This is a genomic window from Sphingosinicella humi, assembly GCF_003129465.1.
GTDB lineage: Bacteria > Pseudomonadota > Alphaproteobacteria > Sphingomonadales > Sphingomonadaceae > Allosphingosinicella > Allosphingosinicella humi.
Genome location: NZ_QFFF01000001.1, coordinates 1110295 through 1125290, shown reverse-complemented (window position 1 = coordinate 1125290; position 14996 = coordinate 1110295). Strand labels below are relative to the sequence as shown.

Annotated in this window: 15 protein-coding genes; 9 read left to right on the top strand and 6 right to left on the bottom strand. The window is 66.2% G+C overall.

The window, feature by feature from the left end; genetic code table 11:
- Window positions 1-12 precede the first annotated feature (12 nt).
- Together DF286_RS05495 and DF286_RS05490 are read right to left on the bottom strand one after the other, a co-directional pair.
- Entirely contained in the window at window positions 13-1320 is a 1308-nt protein-coding gene (locus DF286_RS05495; protein WP_109270516.1) for a methyl-accepting chemotaxis protein, read from the bottom strand.
- A 73-nt stretch (window positions 1321-1393) separates the two neighbouring features.
- Window positions 1394-2725, bottom strand: a complete 1332-nt coding sequence (locus DF286_RS05490) for a methyl-accepting chemotaxis protein (protein WP_243444730.1) — start codon at window positions 2723-2725, stop codon at window positions 1394-1396.
- Between the two features lie 146 nt (window positions 2726-2871).
- On the opposite strand from DF286_RS05490, the gene sdhC reads away from it, so the two are divergent.
- Both sdhC and sdhD read left to right on the top strand, forming a co-directional pair.
- Window positions 2872-3267 (top strand): succinate dehydrogenase, cytochrome b556 subunit, encoded by a 396-nt coding sequence (gene sdhC, locus DF286_RS05485; protein WP_109270515.1) that lies wholly within the window; start codon window positions 2872-2874, stop codon window positions 3265-3267.
- The gene (gene sdhD / locus DF286_RS05480; protein ID WP_109270514.1) at window positions 3264-3653 is read left to right on the top strand and encodes a succinate dehydrogenase, hydrophobic membrane anchor protein; all 390 of its coding nucleotides are present in this window, start codon (window positions 3264-3266) and stop codon (window positions 3651-3653) included. The genes sdhC and sdhD overlap by 4 nt, the downstream gene beginning before the upstream one ends.
- A gap of 51 nt (window positions 3654-3704) precedes the next feature.
- On the opposite strand, the gene DF286_RS05475 is transcribed toward sdhD, so the two are convergent.
- Window positions 3705-4601, bottom strand: a complete 897-nt coding sequence (locus DF286_RS05475) for a LysR substrate-binding domain-containing protein (protein WP_109270513.1) — start codon at window positions 4599-4601, stop codon at window positions 3705-3707.
- Window positions 4602-4882: 281 nt separating this feature from the next.
- Here DF286_RS05475 and DF286_RS05470 point away from each other — a divergent pair, with 281 nt between their 5' ends.
- On the top strand, window positions 4883-7189 hold the full coding sequence (locus tag DF286_RS05470; RefSeq protein ID WP_170303939.1) for a CDC48 family AAA ATPase: 2307 nt from the start codon (window positions 4883-4885) through the stop codon (window positions 7187-7189).
- Here DF286_RS05470 and DF286_RS05465 read toward each other — a convergent pair.
- Window positions 7152-8429, bottom strand: a complete 1278-nt coding sequence (locus DF286_RS05465; protein WP_109270511.1) for an MFS transporter — start codon at window positions 8427-8429, stop codon at window positions 7152-7154. The two genes, DF286_RS05470 and DF286_RS05465, sit on opposite strands and share 38 nt — an antisense overlap.
- A 282-nt stretch (window positions 8430-8711) precedes the next feature.
- On the opposite strand from DF286_RS05465, the gene DF286_RS05460 reads away from it, so the two are divergent.
- Window positions 8712-9224: a class I SAM-dependent methyltransferase gene (locus DF286_RS05460; protein WP_243444729.1), complete on the top strand. Its 513-nt coding sequence runs from the start codon at window positions 8712-8714 to the stop codon at window positions 9222-9224.
- Here the strand turns inward: DF286_RS05460 and DF286_RS05455 are convergent.
- On the bottom strand, window positions 9221-10402 hold the full coding sequence (locus DF286_RS05455; protein ID WP_109270509.1) for a phospholipase D-like domain-containing protein: 1182 nt from the start codon (window positions 10400-10402) through the stop codon (window positions 9221-9223). The two genes, DF286_RS05460 and DF286_RS05455, sit on opposite strands and share 4 nt — an antisense overlap.
- Before the next feature lie 118 nt (window positions 10403-10520).
- Between DF286_RS05455 and rpoZ the strand changes: the two genes are divergently transcribed.
- Window positions 10521-10862 (top strand): DNA-directed RNA polymerase subunit omega, encoded by a 342-nt coding sequence (rpoZ, locus tag DF286_RS05450; RefSeq protein WP_109270508.1) that lies wholly within the window; start codon window positions 10521-10523, stop codon window positions 10860-10862.
- 16 nt (window positions 10863-10878) lie between these two features.
- A complete protein-coding gene (locus DF286_RS05445) occupies window positions 10879-11451 on the top strand; it encodes a methylated-DNA--[protein]-cysteine S-methyltransferase (protein WP_109270507.1) in 573 nt (190 codons plus the stop codon).
- On the opposite strand, the gene DF286_RS05440 is transcribed toward DF286_RS05445, so the two are convergent.
- Window positions 11448-11909 (bottom strand): winged helix-turn-helix transcriptional regulator, encoded by a 462-nt coding sequence (locus DF286_RS05440; protein ID WP_109270506.1) that lies wholly within the window; start codon window positions 11907-11909, stop codon window positions 11448-11450. The two genes, DF286_RS05445 and DF286_RS05440, sit on opposite strands and share 4 nt — an antisense overlap.
- A 116-nt stretch (window positions 11910-12025) precedes the next feature.
- On the opposite strand from DF286_RS05440, the gene DF286_RS05435 reads away from it, so the two are divergent.
- Genes DF286_RS05435 through DF286_RS05425 form a run of 3 tightly spaced genes read left to right on the top strand, consistent with a single transcriptional unit; the run spans window position 12026 to window position 14932 of the window.
- Window positions 12026-12316, top strand: a complete 291-nt coding sequence (locus DF286_RS05435) for a CC_3452 family protein (RefSeq protein ID WP_109270505.1) — start codon at window positions 12026-12028, stop codon at window positions 12314-12316.
- 45 nt (window positions 12317-12361) lie between these two features.
- The gene (locus DF286_RS05430) at window positions 12362-14449 is read left to right on the top strand and encodes a RelA/SpoT family protein (RefSeq protein ID WP_109270504.1); all 2088 of its coding nucleotides are present in this window, start codon (window positions 12362-12364) and stop codon (window positions 14447-14449) included.
- Window positions 14450-14458: 9 nt separating this feature from the next.
- Window positions 14459-14932 (top strand): DUF411 domain-containing protein, encoded by a 474-nt coding sequence (locus tag DF286_RS05425; RefSeq protein WP_243444728.1) that lies wholly within the window; start codon window positions 14459-14461, stop codon window positions 14930-14932.
- Window positions 14933-14996: the final 64 nt, after the last annotated feature.

Genomic DNA, 14996 nt, shown 5'->3' with positions numbered 1-14996 from the left:
CGAGGGGAAGGCCTAGGCCGCGAAGCTGCTCACGAACTCGGCGGTCGTCGCGCGGAAACGGGCGAGCTGATCGTTGACCCGGACGAAGCCCGATTCGACCTCGTCGATCTCGGTCGTGACCCGATCGGTGTCCGCCCGGATCGCCGCGATGGTCGACGACATCGAATCGGCGGCGAGCGCGGTCTCGTCGACGGCGGCGGTGATCATGGTGACGGTCTGTGCCTGCATCTCCATCGCCTGGCGGATGCGGTCGGCCGAGGACTGGACCTCCCCAACCGTCTCCTGGATCGAGCCGTTCGCCTCCACGGTCTGGCGGGTGGCAGCCGTGATCGCGGTGATCTTGGCGGTGATGTCGTCGGTCGCCCGGGCGGTCTGGCTGGCGAGGCTCTTCACCTCCTGCGCCACCACCGCGAAGCCGCGCCCGGCGTCGCCCGCCCGCGCCGCCTCGATGGTGGCGTTGAGGGCGAGAAGGTTGGTCTGCCCGGCAATGTCGCGAATGAGGCCGAGGATCGATTCGATCGCCTCGACATGGGTGGACAGGGCCTGGCTGATCTTGACCGCTTCGGAAGCCTGCGAGCCCGCTCGTGTGGCGACGCCGGCGGCGACTTCCACTTCGTTGCGCGCGTCCTCGATCGCCTGGATGAGGCCGGCCGCCGTCTGCGCCGCCTCGCGCATCGCCACCGCCGACTGCTCGGCCGCTGCCGCGACCTCGCTCGTCTTGCCGAGCATGCCCCTGGCGGCGCCGGACGTGGCGGCGGTGCGGTCGCGAAGGCCGGAGGATTCCTTGGCCGTCGCGGCGATCAGCTCGGCTACGGTGCGTTTGAAAGCCTCGCTCTGCTTGCCCCGCGTCTCGGCGGCCTCGTCCGCTTCAAGGAGGCCGATCTGGGCGAGGATGATGTCGGTTTCATAGGCGCGCAGCCGCACCAGCGTCTGGGTCGCGCGGGCGAGCGCCGGCTCGTCGGCCGTAAAGGCGCCGCGCAGCGCTCCGATCAGTTCGGCGGTGAGGCGCGCGCCCCGGTCGATCACTTCCGGCACGGAGAGGCAGCGGCTGTAGAGTTCGATGCCGCAGGCGGCGATGCCATGAACCCAGTCGGCGTCGAGGGGGCGGGTGCACCGCTCCTGAAACTGCCGCGCCACGGCTTCACCGGCCCGCGCCTCGATGATCGGGGCGAGCACTTCGCCCGCGTCGCGCCACAAAGCCTCGAGCTCAGCCTGGAATGGCCCGTCGGCATTATAGGCGGCGAGGCGGTTGGCCACCTGCTGCTGCGTCAGCTTCTGCAATTTCCTGCCATCCTCATTCACATGAAAATCGGCCGTCATGACGCGTCCCCAAGCTTCCGAGATCACGGACTTCGATTAGCACGGCCGCGGTAAAGGAGAGCTTAGTGGAGGGTCAGGCGGCGAAACTGCCGACGAACCGCCCGGTCGCTTCCTTGAAGGTGGCCATCTGCTCATCCACCCGGCCGAAATTCTTCTCCACGTCGCCGATCTCGCTCACCACCGTCTCGGTGTCGGAGCGAATCGCGGCGATCGTCGACGACATGGAGTCGGCGGCCAGCGCGGTCTCGTCAACGGCGGCGGTGATCATGGTGACGGTCTGCGCCTGCACCTCCATCGCCTGGCGGATGCGGTCGGCCGAGGACTGGACCTCCACCACCGTCTCCTGGATGGAGCCATTGGCTTCGACGGTCTGCTTCGTCGCCTGCTGGATGGCGGTAATCTTGGCGGTGATGTCGTCGGTCGCCCGCGCCGTTTGCGACGCCAGCGACTTCACCTCCTGCGCCACGACCGCGAAGCCGCGCCCGGCGTCGCCCGCCCGCGCCGCCTCGATGGTGGCGTTGAGGGCGAGAAGGTTGGTCTGCCCGGCAATGTCGCGAATGAGGCCGAGGATCGATTCGATCGCCTCGACATGGGTCGACAGCGCCTGGCTGATCTTGACCGCTTCGGAAGCCTGCGAGCCGGCGCGGGTGGCGACGCCGGCGGCGACTTCCACTTCGTTGCGCGCATCCTCGATCGCCTGGATGAGTCCGGCTGCTGTCTGCGCCGCCTCGCGCATCGCCACCGCCGACTGTTCGGCCGCCGCCGCGACCTCGCTCGTCTTGCCCAGCATGCCGCGCGCCGCTTGGGAGGCATCGGCGGCCTGGCTGCGCAAGGCCCGGCTTTCGGTCGCGGTCCGCTCGACCACGCCCAGTATCTCGCTGTTGAACTCGGCGCCCTTCGCCGTCCGCTGCTCCTGCTCGGCGCGGGCGCGGATAAGGTCGTAATGGGCCGAGAAGATATCGACCTCGAGCAGCGTCGCCTGGCTCACTGCACGGTTGAGCCGGGCCAGCCGCTCGGCATCGCCGGCGACGCCCTTAGCGACCATGTCCTGGATCTTGGCGCCGGCGGCGGCGATGCCGGCGATGATGGCGGTGAGCGGCGCCAGCCTGGCCGCAACGGCGGCGAGATTGCCGGCGACGTCCACCCATTTCTGGTCGGCGAGATCCGGGAATTTGAGCGCGACATAGGGAAGGGTGAGCTTCACCAGCTCCGCTTCCCGCGCCGGATCAATCGACTCGCCGGGACTGTAGGAGGCGACATATTGGTGAGCGAAGGCCCGGCTGACCTCCTCGGCCTGCGGCTCGATCAGCGACCATATCTCGCGGCCCATGGCCGCCAAGGTTCCATCCTGGTCGAACAGGGGAAACCGGTCCTCGATACGCACTTTGCCGCTTTTGGTCGCCACGCCTTTGCCCTCGCTTCGCGAAAATAGCCTTTCCGTCCGCTGCTAAGGGTCAGTGGTTAAGATGCCGTTAGTGATCGGCGGCGACCGGCATACGTTGCAAATGGCGTCGCCCCGCGTAATAGCGGACGCGTCCATAGGGGAAGTCCATGCACCGCAATCCATCGCGCCCGCTTTCGCCCCATCTCAGCATCTGGCGCTGGGGGCCGCATATGCTGGTTTCGATCCTGCACCGGGTGACCGGTTCCGGCCTGGCCGTGGTGGGCGGGATCGTCTTCACCTGGTGGCTGGCGGCCGCAGCGAGCGGGCCGGAGGCCTATGACAGCTTCGTCGGCCATGCGACGAGTTGGTACGGCGTCGTAGTCTGGATCGGGCTCACCTGGGCGTTCTTCCAACACACCGCCTCGGGGCTGCGCCATTTCGTGCTCGACATGGGCGCGGGCTACGAACTCGGCACCAATAAATTCTGGGCCAATGTGACGGTCGCCGCCTCGGTCGTGCTGACGGCATTGACCTGGCTCTACATATTGGGAGTGAGCGCATGAGGATGGAAACGCCGATCGGGCGCGTGCGCGGGCTGGGCTCGGCCAAATCGGGCGCGCATCATTGGTGGCTGGAGCGGCTGACCTCCGTTTCGACCTTGCTGCTCTTCGTCTGGTTCGTCGTCTCGCTGCTCAGGATGCCGAGCCTCGATTATCGGTCGGTCGTCGAGTGGCTGTCGGAGCCGCTGGTCGCGGTGCCGATGCTGCTGCTCATCGTCTCGACCTTCTGGCATCTGAAATTGGGCCTGCAGGTCGTGATCGAAGATTATGTGCATGAGGAGGGGATGAAGTTCTTCTCCATCACCTTGCTCAACTTCTTCACCATCGCCCTCGGCGCGCTCGCGCTCTTCTCGGTTCTCAAGATCGCCTTTGCCGGGGGTGCTGCCTGACGGGATGCCCGAAGCTCATGGATAGCGCGGCGGGCCTCGATTTCTGAACGGCTAAACCTCGCGGGTCGTCGGGGCGACATTCTCGAACAGCCAGTCGTGGAAGATCTTCACCGGCCTGCGCCGTAGCGCCGAGCGGCGGCAGGCGAACCAGTAGCTGTAGGGGCTCTCCACGACGATATCGAACAGCTGGACGAGGCGCGGATCACGCGCCTCCTTCAAATGGCTTTCGAGCATCAGCGCGACGCCGAGGCCCTGCGCGGCGGCGTCGAGGATGAGAGGGCCGGAATCGAAATGGTCGACGGCGGCGGGCTGCAGATCGGGCAGGCCAACCGCCTCGCGCCAATGATCGAACGTGTCGGGCATGTCGCGGTGGACGAACACCGTCGCCTGGGCGAGTTGGGAGGGGTGAGTGAACCCCCCTGGCGTATCCTGGAGCGCGCGCGCGCCGATCGCGATGACGCGGTTGCTGTCGATCCGCCGCGAATAGAGGCTCGCGTCGACCTCCGGCGCGATCGCGATGGCGGCATCAAGTCCCTCGTCCAGGCGGGCGAAGACGTGGGCGCCGGTGTCGATGTCGATGTGAAGCGACGGGTGCAGCGCGCGCAGCTTTGCAAGGTTGGGTATCAGCCGCTGCGAGGCGAAGAGCGGCGGCACGCCGAGACGCAGTCGCATCAGCTCGCCGCTCCCGGTCGCCCGCTCCATGGCGAGGGTGAGCGCGTCGAGCGATGGCGCGATCTCGGCGAGCAGCCTTTCGCCGTCACCGTTGAGGTGGACCGCCTGGTGGCGCCGCTCGAACAAAGGCTGGCCGACGAAGCGCTCTAGCGCCTGGACACGGCGGCTGAGCGCCGGCGACGACAGCGCCAAGGACTCGGCCGCGGCCTTGACCGAGCCCAGCCGCGCGACCTGAACGAACGCCTCGATGGCGGTAAGGGGGGGCAGTCTTCGCATGCCGCTGTGTCACTCTCCAATTTTGCAGTGCAACTATGATGTTGCATCCGCTGCACGCCCGGAATTCAGCTAAAGTCCGGTTGCGTTCCTTGCATCTGTAGCAAAGCTCTTCGCAATTGCACAATGGCTCGCTTTGGACGAAGAGGTCCCTGCCTTTCAGGCATCCTCTCCTAAAAACTTCCGGGCCGGTCCTTCGGGATCGGCCCTTTTTTTGAACCCTCGGCTGGAACCGCCGTTGTCTCTCCTTATCTGTCTTACGGGGCATAAGGAGACGAATTTCCATGGCGGATGAGGAACGCGAGCCCAAGCGGCTGCAGGTTGCCAACATGCGGCCGGACGACAGCGGACGCGGCCTGGCGCGATTGCCGAGGGCGATGATGAACGCGCTCGGCCTCAGCGAAGGCGACGTCGTCGAGTTGGTCGGTAAGCGCTCCACTCCCGCCCGCGCGCTCTATCCCTATCCGGAGGATGAGGGTCTGGACATTATCCGGCTCGACGGCCTTCAGCGCGCCAATGCCGAGATCGGCTCGGGCGACTTCGTCGAGATCCGCAAGGCCGAGACGAAGCCCGCCCAGCGCGTCGTCTTCGCGCCGGCACAGCGGAACCTCAGGCTCCAGGGTTCGGCCAACGCGCTGAAGCGCAGCTTCGGCATGAAGCCGGTAACCGCCGGCGACGTCGTCGCGACCACCGGCCAGCAGCGGGTGGAGCGCAGCGACATCCCGCCCGAGCTGCGCGCCATGCTGAACGCGCCTGCCTTCGCGCTGCAGGAGATCAAGCTCACCGTCGTCTCGACCGTGCCCAAGGGCATCGTCCATATCGACGCCAATACCGAGGTCGAGCTTCGCCCCGAATATACCGAGGCGCGGGAGGCGCGCCGCGCCGACGTCACCTATGACGATCTCGGCGGCATCGGCACGACCATCGACCAGCTGCGCGAGATGGTCGAGCTGCCGCTGCGCTATCCGGAGATTTTCGAGCGTCTCGGCGTCGACCCGCCCAAGGGCGTGCTGCTCCACGGGCCGCCCGGCACCGGCAAGACGCGCCTCGCCCGCGCCGTCGCCAACGAGAGCGACGCGAGTTTCTTCCACATCGCCGGTCCGGAGATCATGGGCTCGGCCTATGGCGAGAGCGAGAAGCGTCTGCGCGAGCTGTTCGAGGAGGCGGGCCAGGCCGCGCCGTCGATCATCTTCATCGACGAGATCGATTCGATCGCCCCCAAGCGCGGCCAGGTGCAGGGCGAGACCGAGAAGCGTCTCGTCGCCCAGCTACTGACCCTACTCGACGGGCTGGAGCCGCGGCAGAATCTGATCGTCATCGCGGCGACGAACCGGCCGGAGGCGCTGGACGAGGCGCTGCGGCGGCCGGGGCGTTTCGACCGGGAGATCGTGATCGGCGTGCCCGACGAGAATGGCCGGCGCGAGATCCTCGCCATCCACACCCGCGGCATGCCCTTGGGCGACGGCGTCGACCTTCGCGAGCTGGCGCGCAAGACCTACGGCTTCGTCGGCGCCGACCTCGCCGCCCTGGCCCGGGAGGCGGCGATCGAGGCGGTGCGGCGCATCATGCCGAGGATCAACCTGGAGGAAGGCACGATCCCGCCCGAAGTGCTCGACGAGCTTTCCGTCTGGCGGGAGGATTTCGAGGATGCGCTGAAGCGCGTCCAGCCCTCCGCCATGCGCGAGGTCATGGTGCAGATGCCCAATGTCGGCTGGCACGATATCGGCGGCCTCGACGATGCGCGCGAGCGGCTGCGCGAGGGCGTCGAGCTGCCGCTGAAGGACCCGGAGGCGTTCCGCCGGCTCGGCATCCGGCCAGCCAAGGGTTTCCTGCTTTATGGCCCGCCGGGCACCGGCAAGACCCTCCTCGCCAAGGCGACGGCACGCGAGGCGGAGGCGAATTTCATCGCCACCAAATCCTCCGACCTCCTTTCCAAATGGTACGGCGAGAGCGAGCAGCAGATCGCCCGCCTCTTCGCCCGCGCCCGCCAGGTGGCCCCCACCGTGATCTTCTTCGACGAGCTCGACAGTCTCGTCCCCGCTCGCGGCGGCGGCCTGGGCGAACCCCAGGTCACCGAGCGGGTCGTCAACACCATCTTGGCCGAAATGGACGGCTTGGAGGAGCTCCAGTCCGTCGTCGTGATCGGCGCCACCAACCGACCGAATCTGATCGATCCGGCGCTGCTCCGGCCCGGGCGCTTCGACGAGCTCATCTATGTCTCCGTGCCTGACAAGACAGGGCGGCGGCGGATTCTCGGCATTCACACCGAGGACATGCCGTTGGCCGACGATGTTGATCTCGACGACCTGGCGGCCCGGACCGAGCGGTTCACCGGCGCGGACCTGGAGGATCTGGTGCGTCGCGCCGGTCTCTTCGCGCTCCGGGAATCACTCGAAGCCCGAAGTGTCGCCGCCGAGCATTTCGAGCGGGCGCTGAAGGAGACACGCGCTTCGGTAACGCCGGAGATGGAACAGGAATATGCCCAGATCGAAGCGAAGCTGAAGCAGGACGCGGCGAGCCCGAGCGGGATCGGCTTCGTCATGCCGGGAATGCTTACCCCGCGGGCGCAGAAGGATGGAAACGAAGGCTGACCCATAGAGCGAGGCCAAGCATCAGCGCGCCAGTGACCAGGAAGGGCAGCGGCATCCAGAGGCCGTAAAGGCCCACACCCACCGCGGGCGCGGCGATGAAGGCGACACCGTTCACCGAGGTGACCATGCCGGCGACGGCATTCTGCTCCTCCGGCTCGACCGACAGGGAGGCGCCGCTCGTGTAGCCCGGTCGGAAGAAACCGAAGCCGAGCGATGCCAGCGCGAAGCCCAGGGTTATGCCGTAGACCGTTTCGGAAACGCCTGTGATCACCGTACCGGCTGCGGAAAGAAGCGAGCCCCAGACCACAAGGCCATGGGGGTGCAGCGCCAGGCGCGGAATCAGGCCCCATTGCGCCAACAAGGTCGCTCCGGCGCCGGCCATCAGCACCAGCGCGATGGATTGCTGGGCGTCGTCGAGCGGCAGCGCCAGGCGGTCGATGATGAGGAAGCCGATCACGCCCAGCAGCGCGGCATGGCCATGGCCGCCGATCGCGCCGATCAGATGCCAGACGAAGACACGCGGATCGCGCCAGCGCAAAGGACTGGCGGCGCCTCCGTCGCGGGTGAGGGCGGAGCCCTTGTTCGCGCCGCCGATCCAGGGTTCGCCGACAATCTGTCCCCGCGCCGGATTTTTCGGCGTGTCGTCGGGCAGGCGGACCGCCAAGGCGACCAGTACGGCCGCGCCGAGGAGGGCGAAGACGATGAGCGGCCCCGACAGGCCCAGCGGATCGAAGATGAACAAGGGTGCCAGCGCGGGACCGATGATGGTGCCGAGCCCGAAGGAGGAAGCGATGGCGGCGAGAGCGTTGGTGCGCTGCTCGCCTTCGGTGCGGGCGGCGACATAGGCCTGCACCGCCGGCGGGGACGCCGATCCCCAACCGCCGTAGATGGCGCGCCCCAGGATGAAGACGATGAAGACGATCATCGGCGACAGCAGCCCCGCCAGGCCGGCGGCAAGGACGGAGCCGCAGACCAGCATCGAGATGATGAAGCCGTAGAGACCGAGTCGCATCAGCGCACGTCGGCCGCGCCGATCGGCCATCCGCGCCCAATGCGGCGCCGTCAGCACCCAGACCACCGCCGACAGGCTGAAGGCCACCGCGACCCATAGATCGGGCACCCCCAGCTCCCGCCCGATCGACGGCATCAGCGACTGCATGGCCGTGTTGCCGGAGGCGGCAACCAGCATGACCGCGAACAGGAGGGCGAAGCGCTCCTTGGAGAGGCTATAGCCGTTCATCCGGGCCGGACATCCCGGGCATTCATGGGTCTGACTCCTCGCTGGAATGCGTCCGGCGCGGAAAAATATCGACCCGTCCCGATCGATCCGAATTCGCCGCCGCTGATGCCTCGCCCTTGCCATTGCCGCGTTGATTTGCCAACGCACCTTGTTGCTCCAGGAGCTTACGGGACCATCATGACGTTATCGGCCGACCAAGCACAACGGGACGGAGCTTTCACGCGCAATGCGCCCGGCGGTCCCCTTTTGCATTTCCTACGCGGTTTTCTGAAGCACCCGGTGATGGTGGGGTCGGTCATCCCGTCCTCGAAGATCCTGATCGACAAGATGCTCGATCCGGTCGACTGGGACAGCGTCAGGCTGTTCGTCGAATATGGGCCGGGCGTGGGCACCTTCACCCAGCATATTCTCGAGCGGCTGTCCCCGGACGCGACCTTGCTGACGCTCGACACCAATCCCGACTTCACCGACTATCTGAACGGCAAGTTCACGGATTCGCGGCTGGAAGCGGTCACCGGATCGGCGGCCAACGTGCGCAAGATCATGGCCGACCGCGGCTTCGAGAATGCCGACTATATCCTGTCCGGCCTGCCCTTCTCGACCCTTCCGCCCGGCGTCGGTCCGAAGATCGCCGCGGAGACGGCGGAGGCCCTGCGGCCGGGTGGAGCCTTCCTCGTCTATCAGTTCTCGCCCAAGGTGCGGGACTATATCGCCCCCCATTTCAGCCGGATCGACAAAGGCTTCGAGTGGATCAACATCCCGCCGGCGACTCTCTTCTGGGCCTGGAAGGATTAGGAGGGCGTCGGCTCATCGCCGAAGTTGAGGCGGTGCGAGATGCTGTAATCGGCGATCGCCACCAGAAAATAGCCGATGCCCCAGCGAATGCGGTTGAACCAGGTCCGCTGGGCGGCGTGGCCTTCCATCGTGATCCGCACGCTCTGTTCCAGCTCGCCGTCGACATAGCGGCGCATCAGGTCGGCAAAGCCCTTGTCCTCGATCCGAAGCATCATTTCGAGGTTGAGGAAGAGGCTGCGCATGTCGAAATTGGCCGAGCCGATATGGACCACGTCGTCGAGCACGAACAGCTTGGTGTGCAGCTTCGTCGGCTGATATTCGTAAATCTCGACGCCGCGCTTCAGGAGCAGCGAATAGCTGTGGCGGGCGGCGGCGATGGTTGCACGATTATCCGATTTCGAGGCCGTCAGGAGTCGCGCCCGCCCGCGGCGACCGACATTGGCCGTGCGGCGCAGCAGGGCCGGGTTCGGCGCGAAATAGGCCGCAACCATGTCCAGCCTTTCGGCCCGGTTCATGTCCCGCCGCACCGCTCGTGCCCAGGGGCTGAGCCGCCGCGTCGGGCCTCCGAACAGCCAATGGAGCTTTCCGTCGGTTTCGCTGTGCTTGTGGAGCATGCGGCGAAGGTCGCGGATCTTGCCGTCGGGGTCCTTCGTCCAGCGGAAAAGGCTGTCGAAATAGCCGACGAGGCAATGGATATCGTCCCCTTCCACCTCGAGGCCCAAGTCCCTCCATGCCCCCGACTCGACGGTGCCGAAATAGTCGTCGGAGACGTTGAAGCCGCCGATGATCACCCGGCGTCCGTCGGCAAGCGCAAGCTTTTGATGATTGCGCAGGAGGTAACGGCGACCGAAGCGGGGGCTGAAGCGGCAGAACTCGCAGTTCGTCTCGATCAGCGGCGCGAAGAAGTCCGCCTGGGCGTTGTCGCTCCCGAAGCCGTCGATCAGCAGCGATACCTTCACGCCCCGGTTCGCCGCGGCGACCAGCGCGTCGCGCACGCGGCGACCGGACTCGTCGGCGCAGAAGATGTAATAAAGGATGCGGAGCGACTCCTTGGCTCCGTCGATGAGGGCGATCAGCGCCTCCAGGCGCTCCGGCCCGTCGATGAGCAGGGTCAGCCGATTGTCCGCCACGGTCGCGGTAGGGGCGGGCGCGGATTTCCGGGGGCTTGCGTCAGCCATCAGGCGGAGATGCGATGCCGAAGGAACAAGCGCAAGTCCCCGGAAATATTGACAAGAGCGGGCCAGGCTGGTAGCCGCCCCGCTTTCCCACAAGCCTCAATGCGAGCGGAGCTGCTTCATGGCGCGCGTAACCGTCGAAGATTGCGTCGACAAAATCCCGAACCGGTTCGACCTGGTCCTGCTTTCGGCCCAGCGGGCGCGGCAGATTTCGGGCGGCGCCGAGCTGACGCTCGATCGCGACCGCGACAAGAATCCGGTCGTGGCCCTGCGTGAGATTGCCGAGCAGACGGTGAAGCCGAAGCATCTCGAAGAGGCTCTGGTCTCCAACCTCCAGCGCGTCCAGATCGATGACGAGGAAGCGCCGGACGAGGTGGGCTCGATCAGCCAGTCGGCCGAAGCGCTGCGCCTCACCGCCGCCGCTCCGCCGCGCAACACCAATCTCGCCGGCGACTACGAGTAAGCGGCCGGGGGCGGTCATGGACCGGCCCGGCTTCGCGCTCTTCGACACAGCCATAGGCTGCTGCGCCCTTGTCTGGCGCGGCGGCTTGATCATCGGTGCCGCCCTTCCGGGAGCCTCCAAGGCCGAGACCCGCCGGTTTCTCGACCGGCGTTTTCCCGACGCGCGCGAAGCCGATCCGCCCGAATTCGCCCGCACGGCGATCGCGGCCATTCAGCGCCTGTTGAGCGGATCGCAGGAGGACCTCTCCTTCATCCAACTGGATCTCTCCGAGGCGCCCGAATTCGAGCGGCGCGTCTATGCCGCGGCCCGGTCGATCCCTCCTGGAGAGGTCAGGACCTATGGCGAACTCGCCGAGGCGATCGGGTCTCCCGGCTCGGCGCGGGCCGTCGGACGCGCGCTCGGCCGCAACCCGGTGCCGATCATCATACCTTGCCATCGCATCCTCGCCAGCGCCGGCGGCAGCGGCGGCTTTTCCGCGCCCGGGGGTGTTTCGACGAAGCTCAAGATGCTGGAGATAGAGGGCGCGAGGCGAAGCGCGGAGCCGGAGCTGTTCGAAAGCCTGCCCTGGATGGCCAAACCGACTCCCTAGCGGGCGGCCAGATCGGAGCGGTCCACCCACTCCAGCTCGCTCAATGTCAGCGGCCGACCGTCTGCGGCCCGGACGGCGATCCGCGCGACGGGGCATCGGCTATTCTTGTCGACCAGCACCGGGTTGCTCGGTACGCCCGAAACCCAGCGCTCGCCCCATTGTCGAAGGGCGATCAGGACCGGCAGCAGTTCCCGCCCCTTGTCCGTCAGCGTGTAGGCCACCTTGCGGCGGTCAGACGGGTCGGGCTCGCGCTGCAAAATCCCGTGCTCGACCAACCGGCCCAGCCGATTGGAGAGGATGTTGCGGGCGATGCCGAGGGTCGACTGGAACTCCTCGAAATGATTGAGACCGTTGAAGACGCCGCGAAGGATCAGGAAAGACCAGCGCTCGCCCACGGCTTCCAGTGCGGCGGGAAGCGCGCATTCTCTCAGTAGAGCCTTATGATCCTCGATCCGCATCGACGCAGGCAACCTACGCCTTTTTTCGGCCTTGTCATCCCGCCAAGGAAAACAGTTGTAAAATAGGACGAGGAGAGTTATCGAGTTGCAGAGTGAAACTGAAACTCGAGTGAGACATGCTGAGATCCACCGTTCTTGCTTTCGCCTTGGTCGCCGCGCCGGCGCTTGCTGCTCCCCATTATCGTGCCGAGCCCGCCGCGCAGCCGGCGGAAACCCGCTTTCCCGTTCGCGACGTGATGTGGACCTGCGGCGAGGGCAGCTGCATGGGCGGCGAGAGCAACAGCCGTCCCGCCATCGTTTGCGCGCTCCTCGCGAGGGAAGTGGGCACGCTGCTAAGTTTCAGTGCCGCCGACAAGCCGCTGCCCCCCGAACAGCTGGAAAAGTGCAACGCCCGGGCCCGCCCCTAGTTTTTTGCATTGCAACGAAGCCGCCTCGCACCCCATGTTGGTGGGGTGCTGAGGCAATATGAGCTTGTCGAAAAAGTAAGGTCCTACGACCCCGACGCCGACGAGGCGATGATCAACCGCGCCTATGTCTTTTCGATGAAGGCTCATGGCGGGCAGAAGCGGGCGTCGGGCGATCCCTATTACAGCCATCCGATCGAGGTGGCGGGCATTCTCACCGACCTCAGGCTCGACGACGAGACCATCGTCACCGCCATTCTTCACGACACGATCGAGGACACGGTCGCGACCCCGGAGGAGGTGGAGCGGCTGTTCGGCAAGAGCGTCGCCCGGCTGGTCGACGGCGTTACCAAGCTCTCCAAGATCGAGGCGCAGACCGAGAACCAGCGCGCGGCCGAGAATCTGCGCAAGTTCCTGCTCGCCATGTCGAGCGACATCCGCGTGCTGCTGGTGAAGCTCGCCGATCGCCTGCACAACATGCGCACGCTCCACTTCATCAAGAATGAGGAGAAGCGCCGCCGCATCGCGCGCGAGACGATGGACATCTATGCGCCCCTTGCCGAGCGGATCGGCATGTATGAGTTCATGACGGAGATGCAGACGCTCGCCTTCCGCGAGCTCGAGCCGGACGCCTACGAATCCATCTCCAAGCGGCTCGAGCAGCTGCACGAGGGCGGCGGCGACCTCATCGAGCGGATCGGCCGCGGCCTCAAGGCCCATCTCGAGGCGAACGGCATCGAGGCCGAGGTGCAGGGGCGCGAGAAGCATCCCTATTCCATCTGGCGCAAAATGGCCGAGCGCCACGTCAGCTTCGAGCAACTATCCGACGTGATGGCTTTCCGCGCCATCGTCGACAGCGTCGAGGATTGCTACCGGACCCTCGGTCTTATCCACCAGCGCTGGCCGATGGTGCCGGGGCGCTTCAAGGACTTCATTTCGACGCCCAAGCGCAACGGTTATCGCTCGCTCCATACCTCGGTCATCCATGACGAGCAGATGCGGATCGAGATCCAGATCCGCACCCGCGAGATGCATGCGCAAGCCGAGCACGGCCTGGCCGCCCACTGGGCCTATAAGGAAGGCAAGGATGCGGCGCGCACGCGGCATCCCTGGATCAACGATCTTATCGAGATATTGGAGCATGCCGGCAGCGCCGAGGAGCTGCTCGAGCATACCCGCATGGCGATGTATCAGGACCGGATCTTCGCCTTCACGCCCAAGGGCGAACTGATCCAGCTGCCCAAGGGAGCGACGCCGGTCGACTTCGCCTACGCCGTCCACACCGACCTCGGCGACCAGACCGTGGGCGCCAAGATCAACGGCCGCGTGATGCCGCTCCGCACCCCGCTCGCCAACGGCGATCAAGTCGAGATCCTCGTCTCCAAGGCGCAACACGCCCAGCCTTCCTGGCTGAACTTCGTCGTCACGGGCAAGGCACGAGCCAAGATCCGCCGTTTCGTCAAATCCAAGGAGCGCGAGGAAACGATCGCGCTCGGACGCAAGATCTTCGACGAGATCGTCGAGCGGCTGCCGGCCCCGCTCGGCTGGGAAGCGATGGCCGAGGCCCTGAAGCGCCTCAACCTCCATGACGACGATGCGCTGATGGAGGCGATCGCGCTGAAGCGGGTCGACGACTTCGCGGTGATGGAGGCGCTGATGCCGGGCTCGACCGGCACCGCCGGCGTCAAGCCGCCGCCACAGCGCCAGGCGATCTCCATCAAGGGCCTGACTCCCGGCGTCGCCTTCGATCTTGCTCAATGCTGCTATCCCATCCCTGGCGATCGCATAGTCGGCCTCCGGCGGGAAGGCGCGGGGATCGAGGTCCACACCATCGACTGCGAGAGGCTCGCCGATGGCGTGGACGCCGACTGGGTGGACCTTGCCTGGGGCGACGAGACGGACGGCGGCGCCACGCGCCTGTGCGTGGTCATCAAGAACGAGCCGGGGTCGCTGGCGGTGATCACCGGCATCCTCGGCAATCACGGCGCCAACATCGTCAGCCTCGACCAGGTGAGCCGCGACGGAAGCTTCCACACCTTTCATCTGGACGTCGAGGTGCACGACGTGCAGCATCTGATGCGCATTCTCGCGGCGCTCAGGGCGACCGACGTCGTGTCGACCGCCGAGCGACTCTAGGAGACGAACGTGAAGGGAATCATGGACCGCCGCTCTTTTCTAAGCGCGCTGGCGGTGGCCGCCTGCAGCGGCCTGGTCCGCCCCGCCCAAGCGGCCGCCAAGGACGGCTTCGTGATGTGGCACAGCCCCGGCTGCGGCTGCTGCCTCGAATGGGCGAAGCGGATCGAGGCCAGCTTTGGCCGAAGGCTGCCGATCATCGAGGTCGATGACATCGCCCAAGTGAAGCGGGCACAGGGCGTGCCAGCTGACCTCAACTCCTGTCACACCGCCCTGATCCATGGTTACGTGGTCGAGGGGCATGTCCCGCCCGCCGACATCAAGCGACTGGTGAAGAGCGGCAGTCAGGCCATCAGAGGGCTCGCCGTTCCGGGCATGCCGGCCGGTTCGCCCGGCATGGATGTGGGGCATGATCAGAAACAACCTTACAAGGTCTACGCCTTCGCGGCGAACGGCAAGCGCGGCGTCTTCGCCAGCCACGGTTGATGGCAAGCCCGTTCAGATCCCAGCAGGCCTGGCCTAGCCGTATTCCTCGGTCACCCTGTGGCAT

Excerpts from the sequence above, each read along its gene's own strand:
- DF286_RS05495 (WP_109270516.1), bottom strand. The coding sequence starts at position 1,320 with ATGACGGCCGATTTTCATGTGAATGAGGATGGCAGGAAATTGCAGAAG.
- sdhC (WP_109270515.1), top strand. The coding sequence starts at position 2,872 with ATGCACCGCAATCCATCGCGCCCGCTTTCGCCCCATCTCAGCATCTGG.
- sdhD (WP_109270514.1), top strand. The coding sequence starts at position 3,264 with ATGAGGATGGAAACGCCGATCGGGCGCGTGCGCGGGCTGGGCTCGGCC.
- DF286_RS05475 (WP_109270513.1), bottom strand. The coding sequence starts at position 4,601 with ATGCGAAGACTGCCCCCCCTTACCGCCATCGAGGCGTTCGTTCAGGTC.
- DF286_RS05470 (WP_170303939.1), top strand. The coding sequence starts at position 4,883 with ATGGCGGATGAGGAACGCGAGCCCAAGCGGCTGCAGGTTGCCAACATG.
- DF286_RS05465 (WP_109270511.1), bottom strand. The coding sequence starts at position 8,429 with ATGAACGGCTATAGCCTCTCCAAGGAGCGCTTCGCCCTCCTGTTCGCG.
- DF286_RS05460 (WP_243444729.1), top strand. The coding sequence starts at position 8,712 with ATGGTGGGGTCGGTCATCCCGTCCTCGAAGATCCTGATCGACAAGATG.
- DF286_RS05455 (WP_109270509.1), bottom strand. The coding sequence starts at position 10,402 with ATGGCTGACGCAAGCCCCCGGAAATCCGCGCCCGCCCCTACCGCGACC.
- rpoZ (WP_109270508.1), top strand. The coding sequence starts at position 10,521 with ATGGCGCGCGTAACCGTCGAAGATTGCGTCGACAAAATCCCGAACCGG.
- DF286_RS05445 (WP_109270507.1), top strand. The coding sequence starts at position 10,879 with ATGGACCGGCCCGGCTTCGCGCTCTTCGACACAGCCATAGGCTGCTGC.
- DF286_RS05440 (WP_109270506.1), bottom strand. The coding sequence starts at position 11,909 with ATGCGGATCGAGGATCATAAGGCTCTACTGAGAGAATGCGCGCTTCCC.
- DF286_RS05435 (WP_109270505.1), top strand. The coding sequence starts at position 12,026 with ATGCTGAGATCCACCGTTCTTGCTTTCGCCTTGGTCGCCGCGCCGGCG.